At 62.0% G+C, this 18,278-nt stretch carries 16 protein-coding genes; 9 read left to right on the forward strand and 7 right to left on the reverse strand.

Features of this window, described 5'->3' with window-relative positions; all coding sequences use genetic code 11:
- Positions 1-62: 62 nt before the first annotated feature.
- Positions 63-971, reverse strand: coding sequence for a LysR family transcriptional regulator (locus tag B9Z50_RS13240; RefSeq protein WP_108365433.1), 909 nt, complete (start codon positions 969-971; stop codon positions 63-65).
- A 123-nt stretch (positions 972-1,094) separates the two neighbouring features.
- On the opposite strand from B9Z50_RS13240, the gene gcl reads away from it, so the two are divergent.
- From gcl to B9Z50_RS13265, 5 genes are all read left to right on the forward strand, one after another.
- Positions 1,095-2,885, forward strand: a complete 1,791-nt coding sequence (gcl, locus tag B9Z50_RS13245; RefSeq protein WP_108365107.1) for a glyoxylate carboligase — start codon at positions 1,095-1,097, stop codon at positions 2,883-2,885.
- A 33-nt stretch (positions 2,886-2,918) separates the two neighbouring features.
- Positions 2,919-3,731, forward strand: coding sequence for a hydroxypyruvate isomerase (gene hyi / locus B9Z50_RS13250; RefSeq protein WP_108365109.1), 813 nt, complete (start codon positions 2,919-2,921; stop codon positions 3,729-3,731).
- Between the two features lie 36 nt (positions 3,732-3,767).
- Positions 3,768-4,709, forward strand: a complete 942-nt coding sequence (locus B9Z50_RS13255; protein ID WP_199221743.1) for a 2-hydroxy-3-oxopropionate reductase — start codon at positions 3,768-3,770, stop codon at positions 4,707-4,709.
- On the forward strand, positions 4,706-6,070 hold the full coding sequence (locus tag B9Z50_RS13260) for a glycerate kinase (protein ID WP_233249867.1): 1,365 nt from the start codon (positions 4,706-4,708) through the stop codon (positions 6,068-6,070). Before B9Z50_RS13255 ends, B9Z50_RS13260 begins: the two co-directional genes overlap by 4 nt.
- 62 nt (positions 6,071-6,132) lie before the next feature.
- Positions 6,133-6,759, forward strand: a complete 627-nt coding sequence (locus B9Z50_RS13265; RefSeq protein ID WP_108365111.1) for a Crp/Fnr family transcriptional regulator — start codon at positions 6,133-6,135, stop codon at positions 6,757-6,759.
- Between the two features lie 217 nt (positions 6,760-6,976).
- On the opposite strand, the gene B9Z50_RS13270 is transcribed toward B9Z50_RS13265, so the two are convergent.
- Together B9Z50_RS13270 and B9Z50_RS13275 are read right to left on the reverse strand one after the other, a co-directional pair.
- Positions 6,977-8,551 (reverse strand): indolepyruvate oxidoreductase subunit beta family protein, encoded by a 1,575-nt coding sequence (locus B9Z50_RS13270; RefSeq protein ID WP_108365113.1) that lies wholly within the window; start codon positions 8,549-8,551, stop codon positions 6,977-6,979.
- A gap of 23 nt (positions 8,552-8,574) precedes the next feature.
- Complete coding sequence (locus B9Z50_RS13275; protein ID WP_108365436.1) at positions 8,575-10,731, reverse strand: indolepyruvate ferredoxin oxidoreductase subunit alpha; 2,157 nt, start codon at positions 10,729-10,731, stop codon at positions 8,575-8,577.
- A gap of 96 nt (positions 10,732-10,827) precedes the next feature.
- On the opposite strand from B9Z50_RS13275, the gene B9Z50_RS13280 reads away from it, so the two are divergent.
- The 4 genes from B9Z50_RS13280 to B9Z50_RS13295 all read left to right on the forward strand — a co-directional run bounded on the left by B9Z50_RS13280 (position 10,828) and on the right by B9Z50_RS13295 (position 12,782).
- The gene (locus B9Z50_RS13280; protein ID WP_108365115.1) at positions 10,828-11,775 is read left to right on the forward strand and encodes a LysR family transcriptional regulator; all 948 of its coding nucleotides are present in this window, start codon (positions 10,828-10,830) and stop codon (positions 11,773-11,775) included.
- Positions 11,772-12,110: a thioredoxin family protein gene (locus B9Z50_RS13285; RefSeq protein ID WP_108365117.1), complete on the forward strand. Its 339-nt coding sequence runs from the start codon at positions 11,772-11,774 to the stop codon at positions 12,108-12,110. Before B9Z50_RS13280 ends, B9Z50_RS13285 begins: the two co-directional genes overlap by 4 nt.
- A gap of 74 nt (positions 12,111-12,184) precedes the next feature.
- Complete coding sequence (locus B9Z50_RS13290; RefSeq protein WP_108365119.1) at positions 12,185-12,463, forward strand: type II toxin-antitoxin system RelE/ParE family toxin; 279 nt, start codon at positions 12,185-12,187, stop codon at positions 12,461-12,463.
- Between the two features lie 10 nt (positions 12,464-12,473).
- Positions 12,474-12,782 carry a HigA family addiction module antitoxin gene (locus B9Z50_RS13295; protein WP_108365121.1) on the forward strand — a complete coding sequence of 103 codons (309 nt, stop codon included), beginning with the start codon at positions 12,474-12,476 and terminating at the stop codon, positions 12,780-12,782.
- A gap of 21 nt (positions 12,783-12,803) precedes the next feature.
- On the opposite strand, the gene B9Z50_RS13300 is transcribed toward B9Z50_RS13295, so the two are convergent.
- The 4 genes from B9Z50_RS13300 to xdhA all read right to left on the reverse strand — a co-directional run bounded on the left by B9Z50_RS13300 (position 12,804) and on the right by xdhA (position 18,268).
- A complete protein-coding gene (locus B9Z50_RS13300; RefSeq protein ID WP_108365123.1) occupies positions 12,804-13,037 on the reverse strand; it encodes an oxidoreductase-like domain-containing protein in 234 nt (77 codons plus the stop codon).
- Positions 13,038-13,090: 53 nt separating this feature from the next.
- The gene (guaD, locus tag B9Z50_RS13305) at positions 13,091-14,422 is read right to left on the reverse strand and encodes a guanine deaminase (protein WP_108365125.1); all 1,332 of its coding nucleotides are present in this window, start codon (positions 14,420-14,422) and stop codon (positions 13,091-13,093) included.
- A 91-nt stretch (positions 14,423-14,513) separates the two neighbouring features.
- Positions 14,514-16,793 (reverse strand): xanthine dehydrogenase molybdopterin binding subunit, encoded by a 2,280-nt coding sequence (gene xdhB / locus B9Z50_RS13310; protein ID WP_108365127.1) that lies wholly within the window; start codon positions 16,791-16,793, stop codon positions 14,514-14,516.
- The gene (gene xdhA / locus B9Z50_RS13315; RefSeq protein WP_370463082.1) at positions 16,790-18,268 is read right to left on the reverse strand and encodes a xanthine dehydrogenase small subunit; all 1,479 of its coding nucleotides are present in this window, start codon (positions 18,266-18,268) and stop codon (positions 16,790-16,792) included. The genes xdhB and xdhA overlap by 4 nt, the downstream gene beginning before the upstream one ends.
- Positions 18,269-18,278: the final 10 nt, after the last annotated feature.

Raw genomic sequence — 18,278 nt, forward strand, 5'->3', positions numbered from 1 at the left:
GCCTGATTGTGCCGCAAGCACAGGGGCCTTTTGTAGGGGGTGGACGGACCGGAACCGCTTCATCAGTTCTGTAGCCAATAGCCGGGTTTGGCGTAGATTTTCTTAAGGTGCTCAATGAAGAACCGTACTTTGGCAGGCAAGTGCTTTTGTTGCGGATAGACGGCAAGAATGTCATAGGCGGGGAGGGCGAAGTCGTCCAACACGGTCACCAGTTCGCCGCTTTGCAGCTGCTTTTGTATCTCCCAGGTGGAACGCCAGCCCAGCCCCAGGCCTTCGCTGACCCAGCGGTGCAGAAGTTCGCCGTCGTTGCAATCCAGGTTGCCCTCGACTTTGACCGTGACGGCTTTGCCGTCTTTTTGAAAGTACCAACCCCGTTGTTGCCCTCCTTGTAGGTTAAAGGCCAGGCAGTTGTGCTGGCGCAGATCGTCCAGGGTTTGGGGTTTGCCGCGGCGCTGAAAGTAAGCGGGTGTGCCGCACACCACCCGCTGGTTGGTGGCCAGCTTGATGGCCACAAAGTTGGGGTCAATTTGTCCCCCGATGCGCAGCCCCAGGTCGTAGCCTTCGCGCACCAGATCCACCACACGGTCGGTAAGGTTGAAGGAAATTTGCACTGCCGGGTTGGCCGCCAAAAATGCGCTGGCATGTGGGGCAACGTGCAAGCGCCCAAACGCGGCAGGGGCTGACACGATCAAGTGGCCGCTGGCGCGTTGGTGTTGCGAGGAAACAGCCCGTTCGGCCTCGTCCCAGCGGGCCAGCAATTGGCGGCATTCGTCCAGATAGCTGGCCCCCTGATCGGTCAGAGTGAGGCGACGGGTGGTGCGAATCACCAGTTGCGTCCCCAGTCGTTGCTCAAGGGCGTCCAGGCGGCGGCCCATCATGACCGGCGTGACCCCCTCTGCGAGTGCAGCGGCAGCCAAACTGCCATGGTCCATGACCTGAACAAATGCGTCGATTTCCTTGAAGCGGTCCACTTTGGCCTCCCGTTGGTTCAATACCCAGAGTATTGAATGAAAGTACCTGCAATGCTATTCCCAAACTTCATGTCCATCAATAGCATCGTCCCCAGTTTGATTCAACTTTCAAAAGGAAACCCGATGACCCGCATGACCGCTGTTGAAGCCGCAATTTGCGTGATGGAAAAAGAAGGCATTACCCAGGCCTTTGGTGTGCCTGGGGCCGCCATCAACCCGATGTATGCCGCACTGCGCAAGCGTGGCCAGATTGCCCATGTGCTGGCCCGGCACGTCGAGGGGGCATCGCACATGGCCGAGGGTTATACCCGGGCCCATGCCGGTCAGATCGGGGTCTGCATTGGCACCTCGGGGCCCGCCGGGACCGACATGATCACAGGTTTGTATTCGGCCATTGCCGACAGCATTCCGATCTTGTGCATCACCGGGCAGGCCCCCCGGGCGCGTTTGTACAAAGAAGATTTCCAGGCAGTTGACATCGAAAGCATTGCCAAACCCGTGACCAAGTGGTCGGTGACGGTGCGCGAACCGGCCCAGGTGCCATGGGCTTTTCAGCAGGCTTTCCACCTGATGCGTTCGGGCCGTCCCGGCCCGGTGTTGATCGATTTGCCGATTGACGTGCAATTGGCAGAAATCGAATTCGACATCGACACTTACACACCGCTGCCGGTTTACAAGCCTGCCGCCAGCTTGGCCCAAATCAACAAGGCGTTTGACATGCTGATGAGTGCCGACAAGCCGCTGATTGTGGCCGGTGGCGGCATCATCAACGCCGATGCCAGCGATTTGCTGGTCGAGTTCGCTGAGATCACGGGCATTCCGGTCATCCCGACTTTGATGGGCTGGGGCAGCATCCCGGACGATCACCCTCTGATGGCGGGCATGTGTGGCTTGCAAACCAGCCACCGTTATGGCAACGCCACCATGCTGGCCAGTGACTTTGTTCTGGGCATTGGCAACCGCTGGGCCAATCGCCACACCGGCTCGGTCGACACCTATACCAAGGGCCGCCGCTTTGTCCATGTCGACATCGAGCCGACCCAGATTGGCCGTGTGTTCATGCCCGATTACGGCATCGTGTCGGACGCCAAGGCCGCCCTTGCCCTGTTTGTGCAGGTGGCGCGCGAACGTCAAGCCGCCGGTACTTTGCACGATTATTCCGAGTGGGCTGAGCGCTGTACCGAGCGAAAGCGCCTCATGCTGCGCAAAAGCCATTACACCGAAACCCCGATCAAACCCATGCGCGTTTACGAAGAGATGAACAAGGCTTTCGGACGCGATGCCATTTACGTCAGCACCATCGGTTTGTCGCAAATTGCCGGTGCGCAGTTTCTGAACGTTTTTGGTCCACGGCAGTGGATCAACTGTGGTCAGGCGGGGCCTTTGGGTTGGACCATTCCGGCCGCTCTGGGGGTGGTGGCTTCGGACCCTACGCGCACCGTGGTGGGTTTGTCGGGTGACTATGACTTCCAGTTCCTGATTGAAGAGCTGGCGGTGGGGGCGCAGTTTGGTTTGCCTTATGTGCATGTGCTGGTCAACAACAGCTATCTGGGCTTGATTCGCCAGGCGCAGCGTCAGTTCGACATGGACTATTGCGTGCAACTGGCCTTTGACAACCAGAACGTTGAAGACCCGGCACTGAAAGGCTTTGGTGTGGACCACCACGCCGTGGTGCTGGGTTTGGGTTGCAAGGCGCTGCGCGTGACTGACCCTGAAAAAATTGGCGATGCCTTGGTGCAAGCCCAAGCCATGGCACGGCAGTTTCGCGTGCCCGTGGTGGTGGAGGTGATTTTGGAAAAAGTGACCAATGTGGCCATGGGTACAGAGATTGACCGCATCAATGAATTTGAAGCCATTGACTGCCGCCACCCTGAAGGCCTAAAGGGCTTGGAGTTGGCGGGCTTGCTGGAGTAATCGGTTCATTTTTTAGAGCACAGGAGTTTTGTCATGCCCCGTTTTTCTGCCAATTTGTCGATGCTTTTTACCGAGCTGCCTTTTCTGGACCGTTTTGACAGCGCTGCGCGCGCGGGTTTCGAAGCTGTGGAGTTTTTGTTTCCCTATGACCACCCTGCCGAAGAAGTGGCCAAAGCTATCAAGGACAGTGGTGTGCGTCTGGTCTTGCACAACTTGCCGGCAGGCCAATGGGCAGCAGGTGAGCGCGGCATCGCCTGCCACCCAGATCGGGTCCGGGAGTTTTGTGAAGGTCTGAACCAAGCGTTGGACTATGCGCGGGTGTTGGGCACACCCCAGATCAATTGTCTGGCGGGTATCTTGCCAGCGGGGGTAGACCCGACGCTGGCGCGCGCCACGTTGGTGAGCAATTTGCGCCACGCATCAGCCATCTTAGGGCGTAAAAGTGTGCGTTTGCTGATCGAGCCGATCAACACCTATGACATTCCCAGTTTTTTTGTTAACCGCACTGCGCAGGCCTTGCAGATCATGGACGAGGTGGCTTCTGACAACTTGTTTCTGCAATACGACCTTTACCACGCGCAACGCATGGAGGGCGAGTTGTCGGCCACTTTGCAAAAGCAGTTGGCCCGCATAGCCCATGTGCAGATTGCCGACACGCCAGGACGTCACGAGCCCGGCACGGGCGAGATCCATTACGCGCATATTTTTCAGTGGCTTGACCAAATAGGTTACAGCGGATGGGTGGGTTGTGAATACAAGCCCCGCAACGCCGGGCCAGGCGGGACCGAGGCCGGTCTGGACTGGTTTCAAGCGCTGACGTCCAACCCCCAGGCTTGCGCGGCCTGAAATATTGAAAAAATCAAAATTGAACAAGGAAAGCAAATGACCAAAAGCGGTATGAAGGTGGGTTTCATTGGTTTGGGCATCATGGGCGCGCCGATGGCCCTGAACCTGATGAAGGCCGGGCACATGATGTTTGTGCAAACGCGCAGCAAAGTTCCAACCGATTTGGTGGACGGCGGGGCGACCTTGTGTACCAGTGCCGAAGAAGTGGCCAAACGCGCCGATGTGATCATCACCATGCTGCCGGATACCCCCAATGTGGAGGACGTTCTGTTTGGCGATCGCGGTGTTGTGGCAGGCCTGAAACCCCAAGCACTGGGCAGCGGGGGGAAGCCCAAACTGGTGATTGACATGAGTTCGATCAGCCCGATGGCCACCAAAAAGATGGCAGAACGCATTCATGCACTGGGCTGCGAACACCTGGACGCACCCGTTTCGGGCGGTGAAGTGGGTGCCAAGGCGGCCAGCCTGACCATCATGGTGGGCGGTTTGGAGAGCAGCTTCGAGCGCGCCAAGCCCTTGTTTGAAACCATGGGCAAGAACATCACCCATGTGGGTGGACATGGCGATGGTCAAACCACTAAAGTTGCCAACCAGATCATCGTGGCGCTCAACATTGAGGCGGTGGCTGAAGCGCTGCTGTTTGCCAGCAAAGCCGGCGCCGATCCCGCCAAGGTGCGCCAGGCGCTGATGGGTGGGTTTGCCGCTAGCCGAATTCTGGAGGTACATGGTGAACGCATGGTCAAGCGCACCTTCAATCCGGGTTTCCGCATCGAGTTGCACCAGAAAGATCTGGGTTTGGCCCTTCAAGGTGCGCGAGAGATGGGGCTGGCTTTGCCCCACACCGCCAGCGCAGCGCAGTTGATGCAAGTGTGTGTAGCCCATGGCTTGGCGGGGTTGGACCATTCGGCCTTGTGCCGCAGTCTGGAGCTGATGGCGGGTCATGACATCGCCGCTGGAGAAGTTAACATCTTCGTATGAATGCACCGACACCTTTGACCCCTTCACGCAGAGGTTCACCCCTTGAATCGACGCTAGATTCGCCCCTGACTTTTTTGCGCCAACTCTACGATGTAGCCGTACTGCGGGCCTTGCCCCTTCATAACACCGCCGTCCATTTGCCCACCCCGCCAGATCCTGCCAAGGGCCGCACCCTGGTTTTGGGTGCTGGCAAGGCGGGCGGCGCCATGGCACAAGCCGTTGAGGCCCTGTGGCCCCAGGACGCGCCACTGTCGGGCCTGGTCGTCACGCGTTATGGCCACACACCGCCGCGTCCGGCAGGATTGCCCGAGCGCATTGAGGTGGTCGAGGCCGCTCACCCTGTGCCCGATGCAGCGGGGCTGCAAGCGGCCGAGCGCATTTTGGAATTGACGAAAGGCCTCACGGCCGATGATTTGGTGCTGTGCCTGATCTCGGGCGGCGGCTCGTCGCTGCTGACCTTGCCAGCTGACGGCATGGACTTGCAGGTCAAGCAAGACATCAACCGCCAGCTGCTGGCGAGCGGCGCCAATATTTCAGAGATGAACTGCCTGCGCAAACACCTCTCGCGCATCAAAGGCGGGCGTCTGGCGGCGGCCTGCAGCCCGGCGCGGGTGGTCACACTCACCATCAGCGATGTACCGGGCGACGACCCGTCCATCATCGCCAGCGGCCCCACCGTGCCCGATGCCAGCAGTTGCGCTGATGCGCTGGCCATCCTCCGGCGCTACGCCATCACGGTGCCCGACTCGGTGCTGCAGGCTTTGCAGTCGGGTGTTTGGGAGACGCCCAAGCCCGACTCGCCGGTGTTTGCGGGGCACAGCGTGCACATGATCGCCACCCCTCAGCAGTCGCTGGAGGCCGCTGCCGATGCCGCCCGAGCGATTGGGCTGAACGCCTACATCCTGAGCGACGAGATCGAAGGTGAATCGCGCGAGGTGGGCAAAGTGCACGCGGCGCTCGCCCGTGCGGCGGCCAAGGGCCTGGGGCCCTTCACCAAGCCGTGTGTGATTTTGAGCGGTGGCGAAACCACCGTGACGATCAAGCCCCAAGCTGCAGGTGTGCCCAAGGGGCGCGGGGGCCGGGCGGGCGAGTTTTGCATGGGCCTGGCACAAGCCCTGCAGGGCCAAAGTGGCGTCTGGGCCCTGGCGGCGGACACCGATGGCATTGACGGCATCGAGGACAACGCCGGGGCGCAAGTGAGCCCCGACACGCTGGCCCGCGCCTTGGCGCTGGGGCACAAGGTGGACGAGCACCTGCAGCGCAATGACGCCTATGGCTTCTTCGAGCCCTTGGGCGATCTGGTCATCACCGGGCCCACACACACCAATGTGAACGACTTCAGGGCCATTTTGATTCGGTGATGCGGCGTTATTGATTTGTGTCAAAGCCCAAGGGTTAGGGCTCTGGCACATTCGGGTCCACCATGTTGGATACCTCTTTGCCCCCTTTGTCCGAGTCTGCAGCCCCCGTTGCTGCAGGCACTGTGTTGCTTCACCGAGGCGATGCGGTAGACCGCATCGTGCACGTCATGCAGGGGCGGGTGGTGCTGGGCGTGATGGCGGATGGCCACATGGCGCACCAGTTGGGCGTGGTCGAGGGACCTTTCTGGCTCGAAGCCGCTTCTGGCCTGTTGGCGCTGCCACACGTGGTCGATGCGGTGGCAGAGACCGAGGTGCAGCTGCACTGCGTGAGCGTGGGCGACTTCGTGGCCGAGGTGCAAGCTTTGCCCGAGGCTTCGCAAAATTTGCTCATGGACATGGCCCGTTCGCAACGCCAACAAACCGAAATGGCCGTCAGCCGCCTGGCCAAGGACGCCGATGCACGTTGCGCCGAATGGCTGCTGCGCCATGCCGAACCCACCGATCAGTCGGGTGGCCTGGCTGTGAAACTCACAGAGCGCAAACGCACGATCGCGGCGCAACTGGGCATCGCGCCCGAAACCTTTTCTCGGGTGCTGCGCCATCTGCGCGAACGCGAACTCATCAGCGGTGGCGGGCGTGTGTTGGGTCTTCCCAACCCCCAAGCCCTGCGCGAGCTGGCCGGGGTTTGAACAACATCTGTAGGAGCGGTCTCCGACCGCGATCATGCCCATACCTGTAGGAGCGGTCTCTGACCGCGATCAGGCCTTTACCTGTAGGAGCGGTCTCTGACCGCGATAGGGGGCTTCGCGGACGGAGACCGCTCTTACTGGGTGTCTTTTGCGTCAATCTCCGCTGATCTTGCGTTCTTGGATGATCGGGCCAAGGCGTTGGCCGTTGTTGGCAGTTTCATTTTTGCAGCCTGGGATTTTTCATCCACAGCACGGGTTGTTCCTTGACCGGGCGCGCGGGCGCGCCGTGTTGCAGCAAGGCTTGATCGAGCGCTTGACCGGCTTCGTCTTGTAATGCCGCGTTGCGAATACGGGCCACGGCCTGCGCTTGCTCAGCCACAGGCACTTTGGAGGCTGGCCCGCACACATGGCGCAGGATGTGCAGCAGGTTGTCCTTGCCGCGTTCGTTGGTGCTGCCGTAGCCTTTGATGAGTTGACCGCAACGCGCCAGCTCCAGACCCAGTGCGGGTGTCAGGCGCGTGGCGGCTTCGATGCCCCCCAGCCATTCTTCGATCAAGGTTTGCTCGGTCTGATAGCGGCTGCCCAGCGGGCGCAGCACGCGCAGGCTGGCCAAGAGGCGCAAGCTGGCCATGCCCCACAGCGCATGCCGCGCCACTTTGAGTGGCATGGACCATGGCGCTTTGCCATTGGCCACGCGGGCGCGGTCCCAGCGCAACAGTTTGTTGGCCAGGCCTTGCGGCAACAGGGCAGCGAGCTCCGGCACGCCGGGTTTGAAGTGGTCGTACACCTTGAGCACATCGCCCTCTTTGGCTTTGACCTCTTGTGTCACGCGGTCCCAGCGGCTGGCGCGGCTCTTCAAGTCGGCCACACGGATGATGTCGTCAAATGCCATCCACAAGGCCAGCCAACGTGTCGCTTCGGCTGTGACGGGGTGGCTGGTGTCTTTTGAATTGCCTTCAGCACTGAGCAAGCGTTCGATGCGTTGAACATACAGGCGGGCATAAGCGGGGCCTTGGTATTCCACCAAACGCTGGTGCGCCAAGCCCATGAGGGGGTGCAGCACGGAGGGAAACTTGGCGGCCACATCTGAAGGCAAAGCCGCCGATGCAGAGGGTGCAGCTGCAGCCGGCTTCATCACCTGCTCGACATACTGCGCTTGCTCGCGTTGGCGCGTGACCAGGTCAAAAGACAGCGCAAAGCCGCGCAAGCTGGCCTTGGCCGAGCTGCTGGGACCCGCCAACACGGCCTCGTAATGCGCCCGCGAAAAAGGCAGCAAGCCACTGCCTGCTATCGCCCCCAGCATGACAGCGCTGACCATGGTGCCGCTTTGCTGGCACAGGCTGGCCATGTCCATCACATGGTGGCGCTGGCTGTGCGCGGCCACCACGTCGAGCAGCGGTCCTTCGGGGCGGCGGCCATCGCCCATGGTCATTTTTTCGGCGGTGGTCAGGGCGCGGGATGAGGCGCTGATGACCAGCGTGCGGTCGGCAGAGGCGAGACCGTTGCCGATCTGCCGAGCGGTTTCCAGCAATTCCGAAGACACCAGTGCATCGAGCCGGCCCGGCAGCGGGTTCAGGCCCAGCACCGGCAAGCGGCCTTGCAGTTGGCTGTGGGGCAGGGGGTAGACCTCGAGGTAATAGGTGGTGGCGCCGGTGCGCTGCGCCACGCCGGGAATGGAGGTGGCTTGCGCCGGGTGGCCTGCATGGCGGGCCACATCGACCAGCCAGTCGGCCAGCACGCCGCCGCCTTCGCCGCCCAGGGCGCACAACAAAATGGAAATCGGTTGGGTCATGGTGTGTCTCTGAAATGGGCGTTTCAAGCAGGTTGCAGCCAACGTGTGGCCAGGCCTTGCCAGCGGGCCCACAGGCGTTCGTGCCACTTGGGGTTTTGCACCACTTCGGCGCGGTAAAACGATGGGCACAGCGTGGCCGCGTGGGCGTTTTCGCCGCACAAGCCACAGCCCACGCAGCCGTCGATCACGGTGGCCACCGGGTCCACTTTCAGCGGGTCGGGGTTGTCTTTCAGCGTCAATGTAGGGCAGCCCGAGAGGCGAATGCAGGCATGGTCACCATTGCACACGTCTTCGTCCACGCCGTATTTCACACGCTCCACCCGTTCGCCTTTGGACAGCAGCGAGGCCAACCAGGGCTTGATGCGGCGCTGACGCTCCAGCTGGCATTCGCCTTCGGCCACGATCACTTTCAGGCCCTGAAACTCGGTGGTGAAGGCCTCAGTCAAAGTGGCCTGCATGTGGCTCACTTCGTAGGTGTGCACCGTGCGCAGCCACTGCACGCCCAGGCCTTTGAGCGTGGACTCGATGGTCTGGTTGGTGTGCACCATGCTCTGGCGCTTGTCACCCGCCAACTCCTTGGCGATGTCGGTGGGCGTGTTGATGATGTCCTGCGTTCCGGTGGCCGAGGTGTAGCCGTTTTTGAAGATCAGCAGCACCGCATCGTCGCCGTTGAACAGTGCGCTTTGCACGCCCGTGAGCAAACCGTTGTGCCAAAAACCGCCGTCGCCCATGACCGACAACACACGGCGCTTCATGACCGGCGACACACCCGCCCGGCTGGCCAGGCTCATGCCGTAACCCAGGATGGAGTGGCCAAAAGAAAATGGCTCGAAGGTGGCCAAGGCATGGCAGCCGATGTCGCCCGCGATGTGCACTGGGCCCACGTCTTGTTGCGCCAGTTTGAGCGCAGAAAAAACCGGGCGCTCGGGGCAGCCAATGCACATGCCCGGTGGCCGTGCCGGCACGGGGCTGCCCAAGAGGGTTTGCACTTGCTGGCGTCGCTCGCCGTTGGTGTGCAGCCATTGGCGCGTGGCTTCTGGCACGGCATCGGCTTGGTGGTGGTCCAGAAACTTCAGCAGGCCTTGGGCCATCACCTCGGCGGTGTACTCGCCGCCAGAAGGCAGCATGTCTTTGCCGTGCAGCGGAGTTTGCAGATCGAGGCGGCGCAGCATCAGCGCCAGTTCTTGCTCGATGTATTCGGGCTGGCCTTCTTCGAGCAGCAGCACCGCCGATTTGTCTTTGCAGAAATTCACCAATTCACCCGGCACCAGCGGGTAGGTCACGTTGAGCACCAGCACCGACAGGCTGGTCACGCCAAAGGCATCGGCCAAGTCGAACTGCTGCAGGGTGCGCATGAGGGTGTTGTAAAGACCGCCTTGCACGATCAGGCCGAGGTGGCGGTGTTGGTTGCCTTCAAAGTGTTCGTTCAGGCGCTGCTCGGCAATGTATTGGCGGGCAGCTGGCAGGCGGTGTTCGACTTTGCGTTTTTCTTGCGCAAACGTCACCGGCGGGTGCGCCAGCTTCATGTAGTTGAAGCCGGCCGGCTCGTTGATCAGGTGCTTTTTGGAGAGTTTGGGGGCTTGGTTGTCCTTGGCCACAAACTGGCCGCGCACATGGCAGGCGCGGATGCGCAGCTCCATCATCACCGGCATGTTGGACGCCTCAGACAGCCTGAAACCGTGCTCCACCATGTTGACCATCTGGCCCAGCTCGGGCCGGGGGTCCAGCAGGCACATGCCCGACTTGAGGGCGTAGGCGTGTGTGCGCTCTTGAATGACGCTCGCGCCTTCGCCGTAGTCTTCGCCCACGACGATCAGCACGCCGCCTGTCACGCCGGGTGAGGACAAATTGGACAGCGCATCGGCCGCCACGTTGGTGCCCACAATCGATTTCCAGGTGACTGCGCCGCGAATCGGGTAATGGATGGATGCGCCCAGCATGGCTGCAGCCGAGGCTTCGTTGGAACACGCCTCCACATGCACGCCCAGCTCGTCCATGTAGGGCTTGGCCTGCACCATGACATCGAGCAGGTGCGAGACCGGGGCACCTTGGTAGCCGCCCACATAACTCACGCCCGACTGCAGCAGGCCCTTGGTGATGGCCAGAATGCCTTCGCCATGAAAGACCTCGCCCGCGCCCATGCGCAGGGCCTTGATTTCTTCGTGAAATGAAACTTCCAAAGCACGCTCCTTGCGTTGTTGCGCCCGCATGGGGCAGGCCAAAGACCATCTTACGTATAAGTACATAAAATATTCCGAATAAACGGTATGCGCTAAATGAATATCAAAGACTTGGACCTGAACCTGCTGCGCCTGTTTGACGCGGTCTGGCGCACACGCAGCGTGAGCTTGGCCGCGCAGCAACTGGGCATGTCGCAACCTGCGGCCAGCCAGGGCCTGGCGCGTTTGCGGGCTGTGCTGGGTGATGCCTTGTTCGAGCGCAGCGGCGCGGGCGTGCGGCCGACGCCGCGTGCCGACCGGCTGGCGCAGGCGGTGCAATTGGCGCTGGGCACGATCGAGGATGCGCTCAATGTTTCGCAGGTGTTTGACCCGCAGCGCTCTGCCCGTGTGCTGCGAGTCCACCTGAGTGACATTGGCGAGGCGCGTTTTTTGCCCGAGTTGGTGCTGGCGTTGCAGTACCACGCGCCGGGCATGCGGCTCGAAGCCCTGCCGCTGCCACACGACAAAATTGCCCCCGCGCTGGACAACGGCCAGCTGGACTTGGCCATCGGTTTTTTGCCCGAGGTGAACGACACCTTGCAACAGCCCTTGCTGAGCGACCGCTATGTGGTGCTGATGCGCCAAGGTCACCCGGTGGCGGCGCGTTGGCAGCAACTTCAAAATGCAGGGACTGCGCCCGACACCGCGCATGCCTTGCTGGCCGAGTTGGAATTCGCCGCCGTGCGCACCCATTCGGACACGCTGCGCATTTTGGAATTGATGCATTGGCAGCACCGCCTGCGCCTGACGGTGAGTCACTTTTTGTCACTGCCCGGCATCGTGCGCGGCAGCGATTTGGCGGTCTTGATGCCACGCAATTTTGCGCAAGGCTTTGCCGAAGCCGGTGCGTTGGCCCTGATCGAACCCGATCTGCCCTTGCGCGATTTCACCGTCTCCATGCACTGGAGCCAGCGCTTTGACAAAGACCCCTGCCTGCAGTGGCTGCGGGGCACGGTGTCCAGTCTGTTCAGCACCATCCCCAACACCCTGGAGGTCAAGCCATGAGCACTTTCAAACCCTACTTGAGCGCCATCGAAGCGCCCAGCCTGGCCGAGGTGCAGGCGCTGGCTGGCCTTACCCTATTGGAATTTGGCACCGAATGGTGCGGCCACTGCCGTGCCGCCCAGCCCTTGATCGCACAGGCTTTGGCCTCGCACACCGACACAGAGCTGCCTTGTCAGCACCTCAAAATCGAAGACGGCCCGGGCCGTGCGCTGGGTCGCCATTACCGCGTGAAGCTCTGGCCCACGCTGGTGGTTTTGCGCGATGGGCAGGAGTTGGGGCGGCTGGTGCGGCCTGCAGCCGCTTCGGACATTGAAGTCTTGGTTTCATCGACATGATGGGGTGGAGGCGCATCAGATACGTGTCTTTCGATCTTCTTGACGGATTCCGTGACGCGGAATAAAATTGCGCCATGATCCATTCGTTCATTTGCGCCGACACCGAGGCTTTGTTTCGAAGCCAGGTGGTACCCAGGTTCAACAACATAGAGCGCGTGGCTCGGCGCAAGTTGTTGCAGTTGCATGCGGTGACTGAATTGGTCAGTTTGAAAGTACCACCTGGCAACCACTTGGAAGCCTTGAAGGGCGATCGAAAAGGGAAGCACAGCATCCGCATCAACGATCAATGGCGAATTTGTTTTGTTTGGCACGACAACGGCGCTTACCAAGTCGAAATCGTGGACTACCACTGAGGAGTTGAAGATGAGCCAATTACTTGACGAAATCCACCCCGGCGAAATTTTGTTGGAAGACTTCATGAAACCCATGGGCATCACTGCGCGTCAGCTGGCCGCTGACATTGATGTATCGCCCAGTCGAATCAGCGATCTGGTCAATGGCAACCGTCCCGTGACGGCAGATACCGCCCTGCGTTTGGGCCTGTTTTTCAACATGGAGCCCCGCTTTTGGCTGAACCTGCAAACCGAATATGACATGCGTCATGCCGCAAGAACGCTCACTGACACGATTGCGCCACGCATTCGGGTGTTTCAACAGCCAGCCGTTGCTTAATTCAACAGGGGCTGGGTCCGCTTAAGCCAGCAAAGCGCCTGCGTCCTCGTACCAAAACATCAGCGCGGCGTCGTAGCTTTCCCACACACAACCGTTACAACCGCGGCCGCAGCAGGAAGTCGGCTCGGGAGGTGGGTCGCGGAAGTCGTGGCCTGCAGCCTGCAGGCGCTCCTGAAATTGCGCAATGCCCCGGCGCACAGACGCGCGTTGGGATTCGTAGGGGTCGATGATGGGGTGTTCGTTCTCGGCGCTCATGCCGTATTGTCTGACAAGGCAAGCCTATTTTTTGTAGAGCTGAAGTCGCTGAGCTATGGGTCGAGCTTCACACTTTGACCTTGAATGACCGAGTGCGCAATCAAGCGTTCGTCGCCCAGCACGATCATGGCGAACAGCCATTCGGCCAGGGTCTCGGTTTGCGCGGAGCGGCGGGCCAGCAGCGGGGTGGCTTTGGGGTTGATCACCACAAAGTCGGCTTCACAACCGGGCAGCAAGTTGCCCACTTTTCCGCTCAGGTCCAATGATGCGGCTGCGCCCGCCGTGTGTTGCCACCACAGGTGCTCGGGTGCGAGGCTGATGCCGGGACGGCCCACACTTTGCCGAGCGACCGTGTAGGCCGCGTGCATGGTTTGAAAAGGGCTGAAGCTGGTGCCGCCGCCCACATCGCTGGCCAGGCCATAGCGCAGACCCGCCGCGTCTGACGCGGTGTAGTCAAAAAAGCCGCTGCCCAAAAACAGGTTGCTGGTGGGGCTGACGGCTGCGGTCGCGCCCATTTCGGACATGCGGCGGCGGTCGGTCTGATCCAGGTAAATGCAGTGCGCATACACCGAGCGCTGGCGCAAAAGGCCTGCGCGGTCGTACACATCGAGGTAACTGCGCGCCTCGGGGAAAAGTTCTTGCACCCAGCGGATTTCATCCAGGTTTTCGGCCACGTGCGACTGGATCCACACATCGGGAAACTGCTGCGCGATCTCGCCTGCGCCATGCAGCTGCTCGCGGGTGCTGGTGGGCGCAAAGCGCGGTGTGATGGCGTAGCCCAGGCGGTCCACCCCATGCCAGCGGCGGATCAGGTCTTCGGTCTGGCGCAGGCTCAAGGCCGTGTCGGTGTCGCGCAGGCCGTCGGGGCTGTGGCGGTCTTGCAGCACCTTGCCGGTGATCATGCGCAGGCGGCGCTTTTGGGCTTCGGCCATGAAGGCATCGACCGACTCGGGGTGGGCGGTGGCAAAACACAGCGCGGTGGTCACGCCGTGGCGCATCAGCTCGTCCAGAAAAAATCCGGTGACTTCGTGCGCGTAGGCGGGGTCAGAAAACTGCTTTTCGTGGGGAAAGGTGTAGTGCTCCAGCCAAGGCAGCAAGCCGTCTGCGGGCGATCCGATCACGTCGGTTTGCGGGTAATGGATGTGCAGATCGACAAAGCCCGGCGCGATGCAAAGACCAGGCCAGTGGGTGGTGAGCAGATCGGGGTATTGCGCAGCCAACTCGCTGTAGGGGCCGATGGCCTGGATGCGCACGATGCCGTCGGCCTCGCGTGCGGTCACCAGCAAGCCGTCGCTTTCGTGGCGGGCCTTTGGGTTTTGCGGGTCAGGAAACCACAGCAGGCCTGCGCGCCAGCCTTGCAAATTGGAGAGGGAGTCGAGTGTCATGAAGCGGAGAGGCAGGTCATCAAATGGTCATTTAATTGGGATCTGACCCCAATTAAATTTAATTGGGATCTGACCCCAAATAACGAAACAGTCATGGGGTAAGGATAGCGTTCAGCACGCGCTCGGGCGTGGCGGGGGTGTCCAGGTGGATGGGCGTGCGGCCCGGGCGGGTGGCGCCGATGGCGTCGCGCAGGGCTTCGAACACGCTGATAGCCAGCATGAAGGGCGGCTCGCCCACGGCCTTGCTGCCGCCCACGTTGTCCTCACGGTTGGCTTCGTGCCACAGCGCAATGTTGAGTTGCGCGGGCATGTCGGCGGCGGTGGGGATCTTGTAGGTGCTCGCGCCCTTGGTGAGCAGCTCGCCTTTGGCGTTCCAAACCAGCTCTTCGGTGGTGAGCCAGCCCAAGCCTTGCGCAAAGCCGCCTTCGATCTGGCCGATGTCGATCTCGGGGTGCAGCGAATGCCCCACATCGTGCAGGATGTCGGTTCGCAGCACGCGGTATTCGCCCGTCAGTGTGTCGATGGCCACTTCGCTGCAGGCCGCGCCGTAGGCGAAGTAATAAAACGGCCTGCCTGTCAGCGTGGTGCGGTCGTAGTGGATTTTGGGTGTGGCGTAAAAGCCGTCGCTCCACAGCTGCACGCGCTGGCCGTAGGCGTGTTGCACGGCCTCGGTGAAGCTGCGCTGGCGAGCGGGTGTGAAGATTTGCCCGCCTTCAAAACGCACGGCATCGACCTCGCACCCATCGGCCTTGGCGATGCACTCGGCGATGTTCTGGCGCACTTGCAGCGCGGCGTTTTCGGCAGCGCGGCCATTGAGGTCGGTGCCGCTGGAGGCCGCCGTGGCGCTGGCGTTGGCCACTTGGTCGGTGTCGCTGGCGCTGGCTTGCACTTGGGCGGCGGGCAAGCCCAACACACGGGCCACCAAGCCGCAGACCTTGGTGTGCAGACCCTGGCCCATTTCGGTGCCGCCGTGGTTCACGCGCACGCTGCCGTCGGTGTAGACCGAGACCACGGCACCCGCTTGGTTGAACTGCGTGGCGGTGAAGCTGATGCCGAACTTGACCGGCGTGAGCGCCAGGCCTTTTTTGATCACGCTGTGCAGGGCGTTCCAGTCGGTGATGGCTTGGCGGCGAGCGCGGTAATCGCAACGCTCGGCCAACTGTGTCATCAGCGGGTGCAGGATGTTGTCTTCGACTTTCATGCCGTAGGGCGTGGTGTCGCGCTCCCCCGCACCGTAGAGGTTGGCCAAGCGCACATCAAGCGCGTCCCGCCCCAAGTGCCTTGCGATGTCGCCCATCACGGTCTCGATCAGCAGCACGCCCTGCGGCCCGCCAAAGCCGCGAAATGCGGTGTGGCTTTGGGTGTGCGTTTTGCAGCGGTGCGAAGTGATGTGAAGGTCGCTCAGGTAATAGGCGTTGTCGGTGTGAAAGATCGCCCGGTCGGCCACCGGGCCGCTCAGGTCGGCGCTGTGGCCGCAGTGGGCCAGCTGCACCGAATCGAGCCCCAGCACCCGACCTTGTGCGTCAAATCCCACCTGCCAGTCGTGGCTGAAGGGGTGGCGTTTGCCGGTGATCAGGATGTCGTCGCCCCGGTCCAAACGCATCTTGACGGGCCGCCCAAACTTGTGCGCGGCCAGCGCGGCCCACACGGCCAAATGCCCGGCTTGTGTTTCTTTGCCGCCAAAGCCGCCGCCCATGCGCCGGCACACCACCCGCACCTGCGACAGCGGGATGTGCAGCGCATGCGCCACCCAGTGCTGCACCTCGCCCGGGTGCTGCGTGCCGCTGTGGATCAGCCAGTGGCCGTTGTCTTGCGGAATCGCATAGGCGATCTGGCTTTCCAGATAGAAGTGCTCTTGCCCACCTATCTCCAGCGAGCCTTGCAGGCGGTGTGGGGCTTGCGCCAGCCCCTGCGCCGCATCGCCGCGCTGCACCGTGACTTTGGGCAGCACAAAGCTGCCTGCTTGCAGGGCCTCGCGGGCATGCAGCAAGGGCGTGGCTTGTGTGGTTTGCAGCCGCACCTGGCGGGCCGCTTGGCGCGCTTGGGTGTGGCTGTGGCCCACCACCAAGCCCATGACCTGACCGACGTGCATGAGCTGCGGTCCGGCAAAGATGGTCTCGTCGTGCACAAAGGTGGCCAGCAGCGGGTCGCCGGGGATGTCTTGTGCGGTGACCGTGCCCACCACACCGGGCGTGGCCAGCACCGGCCCCAGGTCCATGGCGATCAGTTGTGCGTTGGCCAAGGGGCTCATCAGCGGCGCGGCGTGCAGCGTGCCCTCGACCAGCGGTAGGTCGTCGATGTAGCTGGCGCGGCCTTGCACCTGCGCGGTGGCGCTTTCGTGAAAGCGGTGGGTGCTGGATGGCGTGTTCATGCGAGTGTCTCCAGCCGAACGGTGTTGTGCCCGGTGCTCTCCAGCCAGGCGCGGCGCAACAGTTGGCCCAGGATTTGGCGGCGGTAATCGGCGCTGGCGCGCAAATCGCTGAGCGGTGAAAACTCTTGCGCGATGGCTTGTTGTGCCGCTGCCAAAGTGGCTTCGTTCCACGGTTGGCCAATCAACGCGGTCTCGGTCTTCACGGCACGCGCAGGCGTAGCGGCCACACCGCCTGCGCCGATGCGTGCTGCGGTGATGCGCCCACCCTCCACATGCAGTTGCACCGCCAGGCACACGGCCGAGATGTCGTCTTCTTGCCGTTTGGACACCTTGTAAACGCCGAGCCATTCACCCGGGGCAGGGCGGGGCGCCACCACCCAAGCCAGCAACTCGTCCGGGGCCAGCAGGCTTTGGCGGTAGCCCGTGTAGAACCGGTCCAGCGGCACATGGCGATGCACAGCTCGCCCTTTTCTCCAAGCCATCAGCACCACCTGTGCGCCCAGCGCGATCAACAACGGCATGCTGTCGCCAATCGGTGAGCCGTTGGCCACGTTGCCGCCCAGCGTGCCCGATTGGCGCACTGGCCAGCCTGCAAAGCGCTCGCCAAACGGCGCGATCACGGGCCGGTCCGCGGCCAGCGCTTCAAACGCGTCTTGCAAATTCACGGCTGCACCAATGGCGATGTGCTGCGGGTAATGCTCCACCCGGCGCAACTCGGCCACGCGGGTCAGGTCAATGATCTGCGGCATGCGGCGCAGGCCTTGGGTGATCCACAGCCCGGCGTCGGTGGCCCCGGCGATCAGCTGCGCAGTTGGGTGTTTGGCGCGGGCTTGCAGCAAAGCGGGCAGGGTGCTCGGGCGCAGGTAATCGCCATCGGTTTGGGGTGTGACCGCAAGTTGGCGCAGTGCCGCCACGATGGGCGTCTCATCCACGGCCTGCGCGGCATCGGCCTGCAAGCTGCAAGCGGCCTGCACGATGGGCCGATAGCCGGTGCAGCGGCACAGGTTGCCCGACAAAGCTTCATGGGCGCTGTGGCTGTCCACGGCCTGGCCCTGCGCTACCGTGCGCTGGTAGAGCGCAAACAGGCTCATCACAAAACCGGGGGTACAAAAGCCGCACTGCGAGCCGTGACACGCGACCATGGCACGCTGCACCGGGTGCAGCGTGCCGTCAGGCCGGGCCAAGTCGGCAGCGGTCCACAGCGCCAGGCCGTCGATGGACTGGGCCGGTTTGATGCAGCTGTTGACAGCGCGGTATTGCAAACGCCCGTCCACCGCCTCGGCCACCACCACGGTGCAGGCCCCGCAGTCGCCAGCGGCGCAGCCCTCTTTCGTGGCGGTCAGGCGCAGGTTCTCTCGCAGCAGGTCGAGCAGGGTGCGGTCTGGGGGAACGTGATGTCGCTCCACCATGGCATTGCGGTGCCAAAAGCGCAGTGGGGCCTCGGTAACAGGGTGAAGAGTTCGGTTCATAGGCATCGTCCAGTGC

Source organism: Limnohabitans sp. Bal53, assembly GCF_003063355.1.
GTDB lineage: Bacteria > Pseudomonadota > Gammaproteobacteria > Burkholderiales > Burkholderiaceae_C > Limnohabitans_A.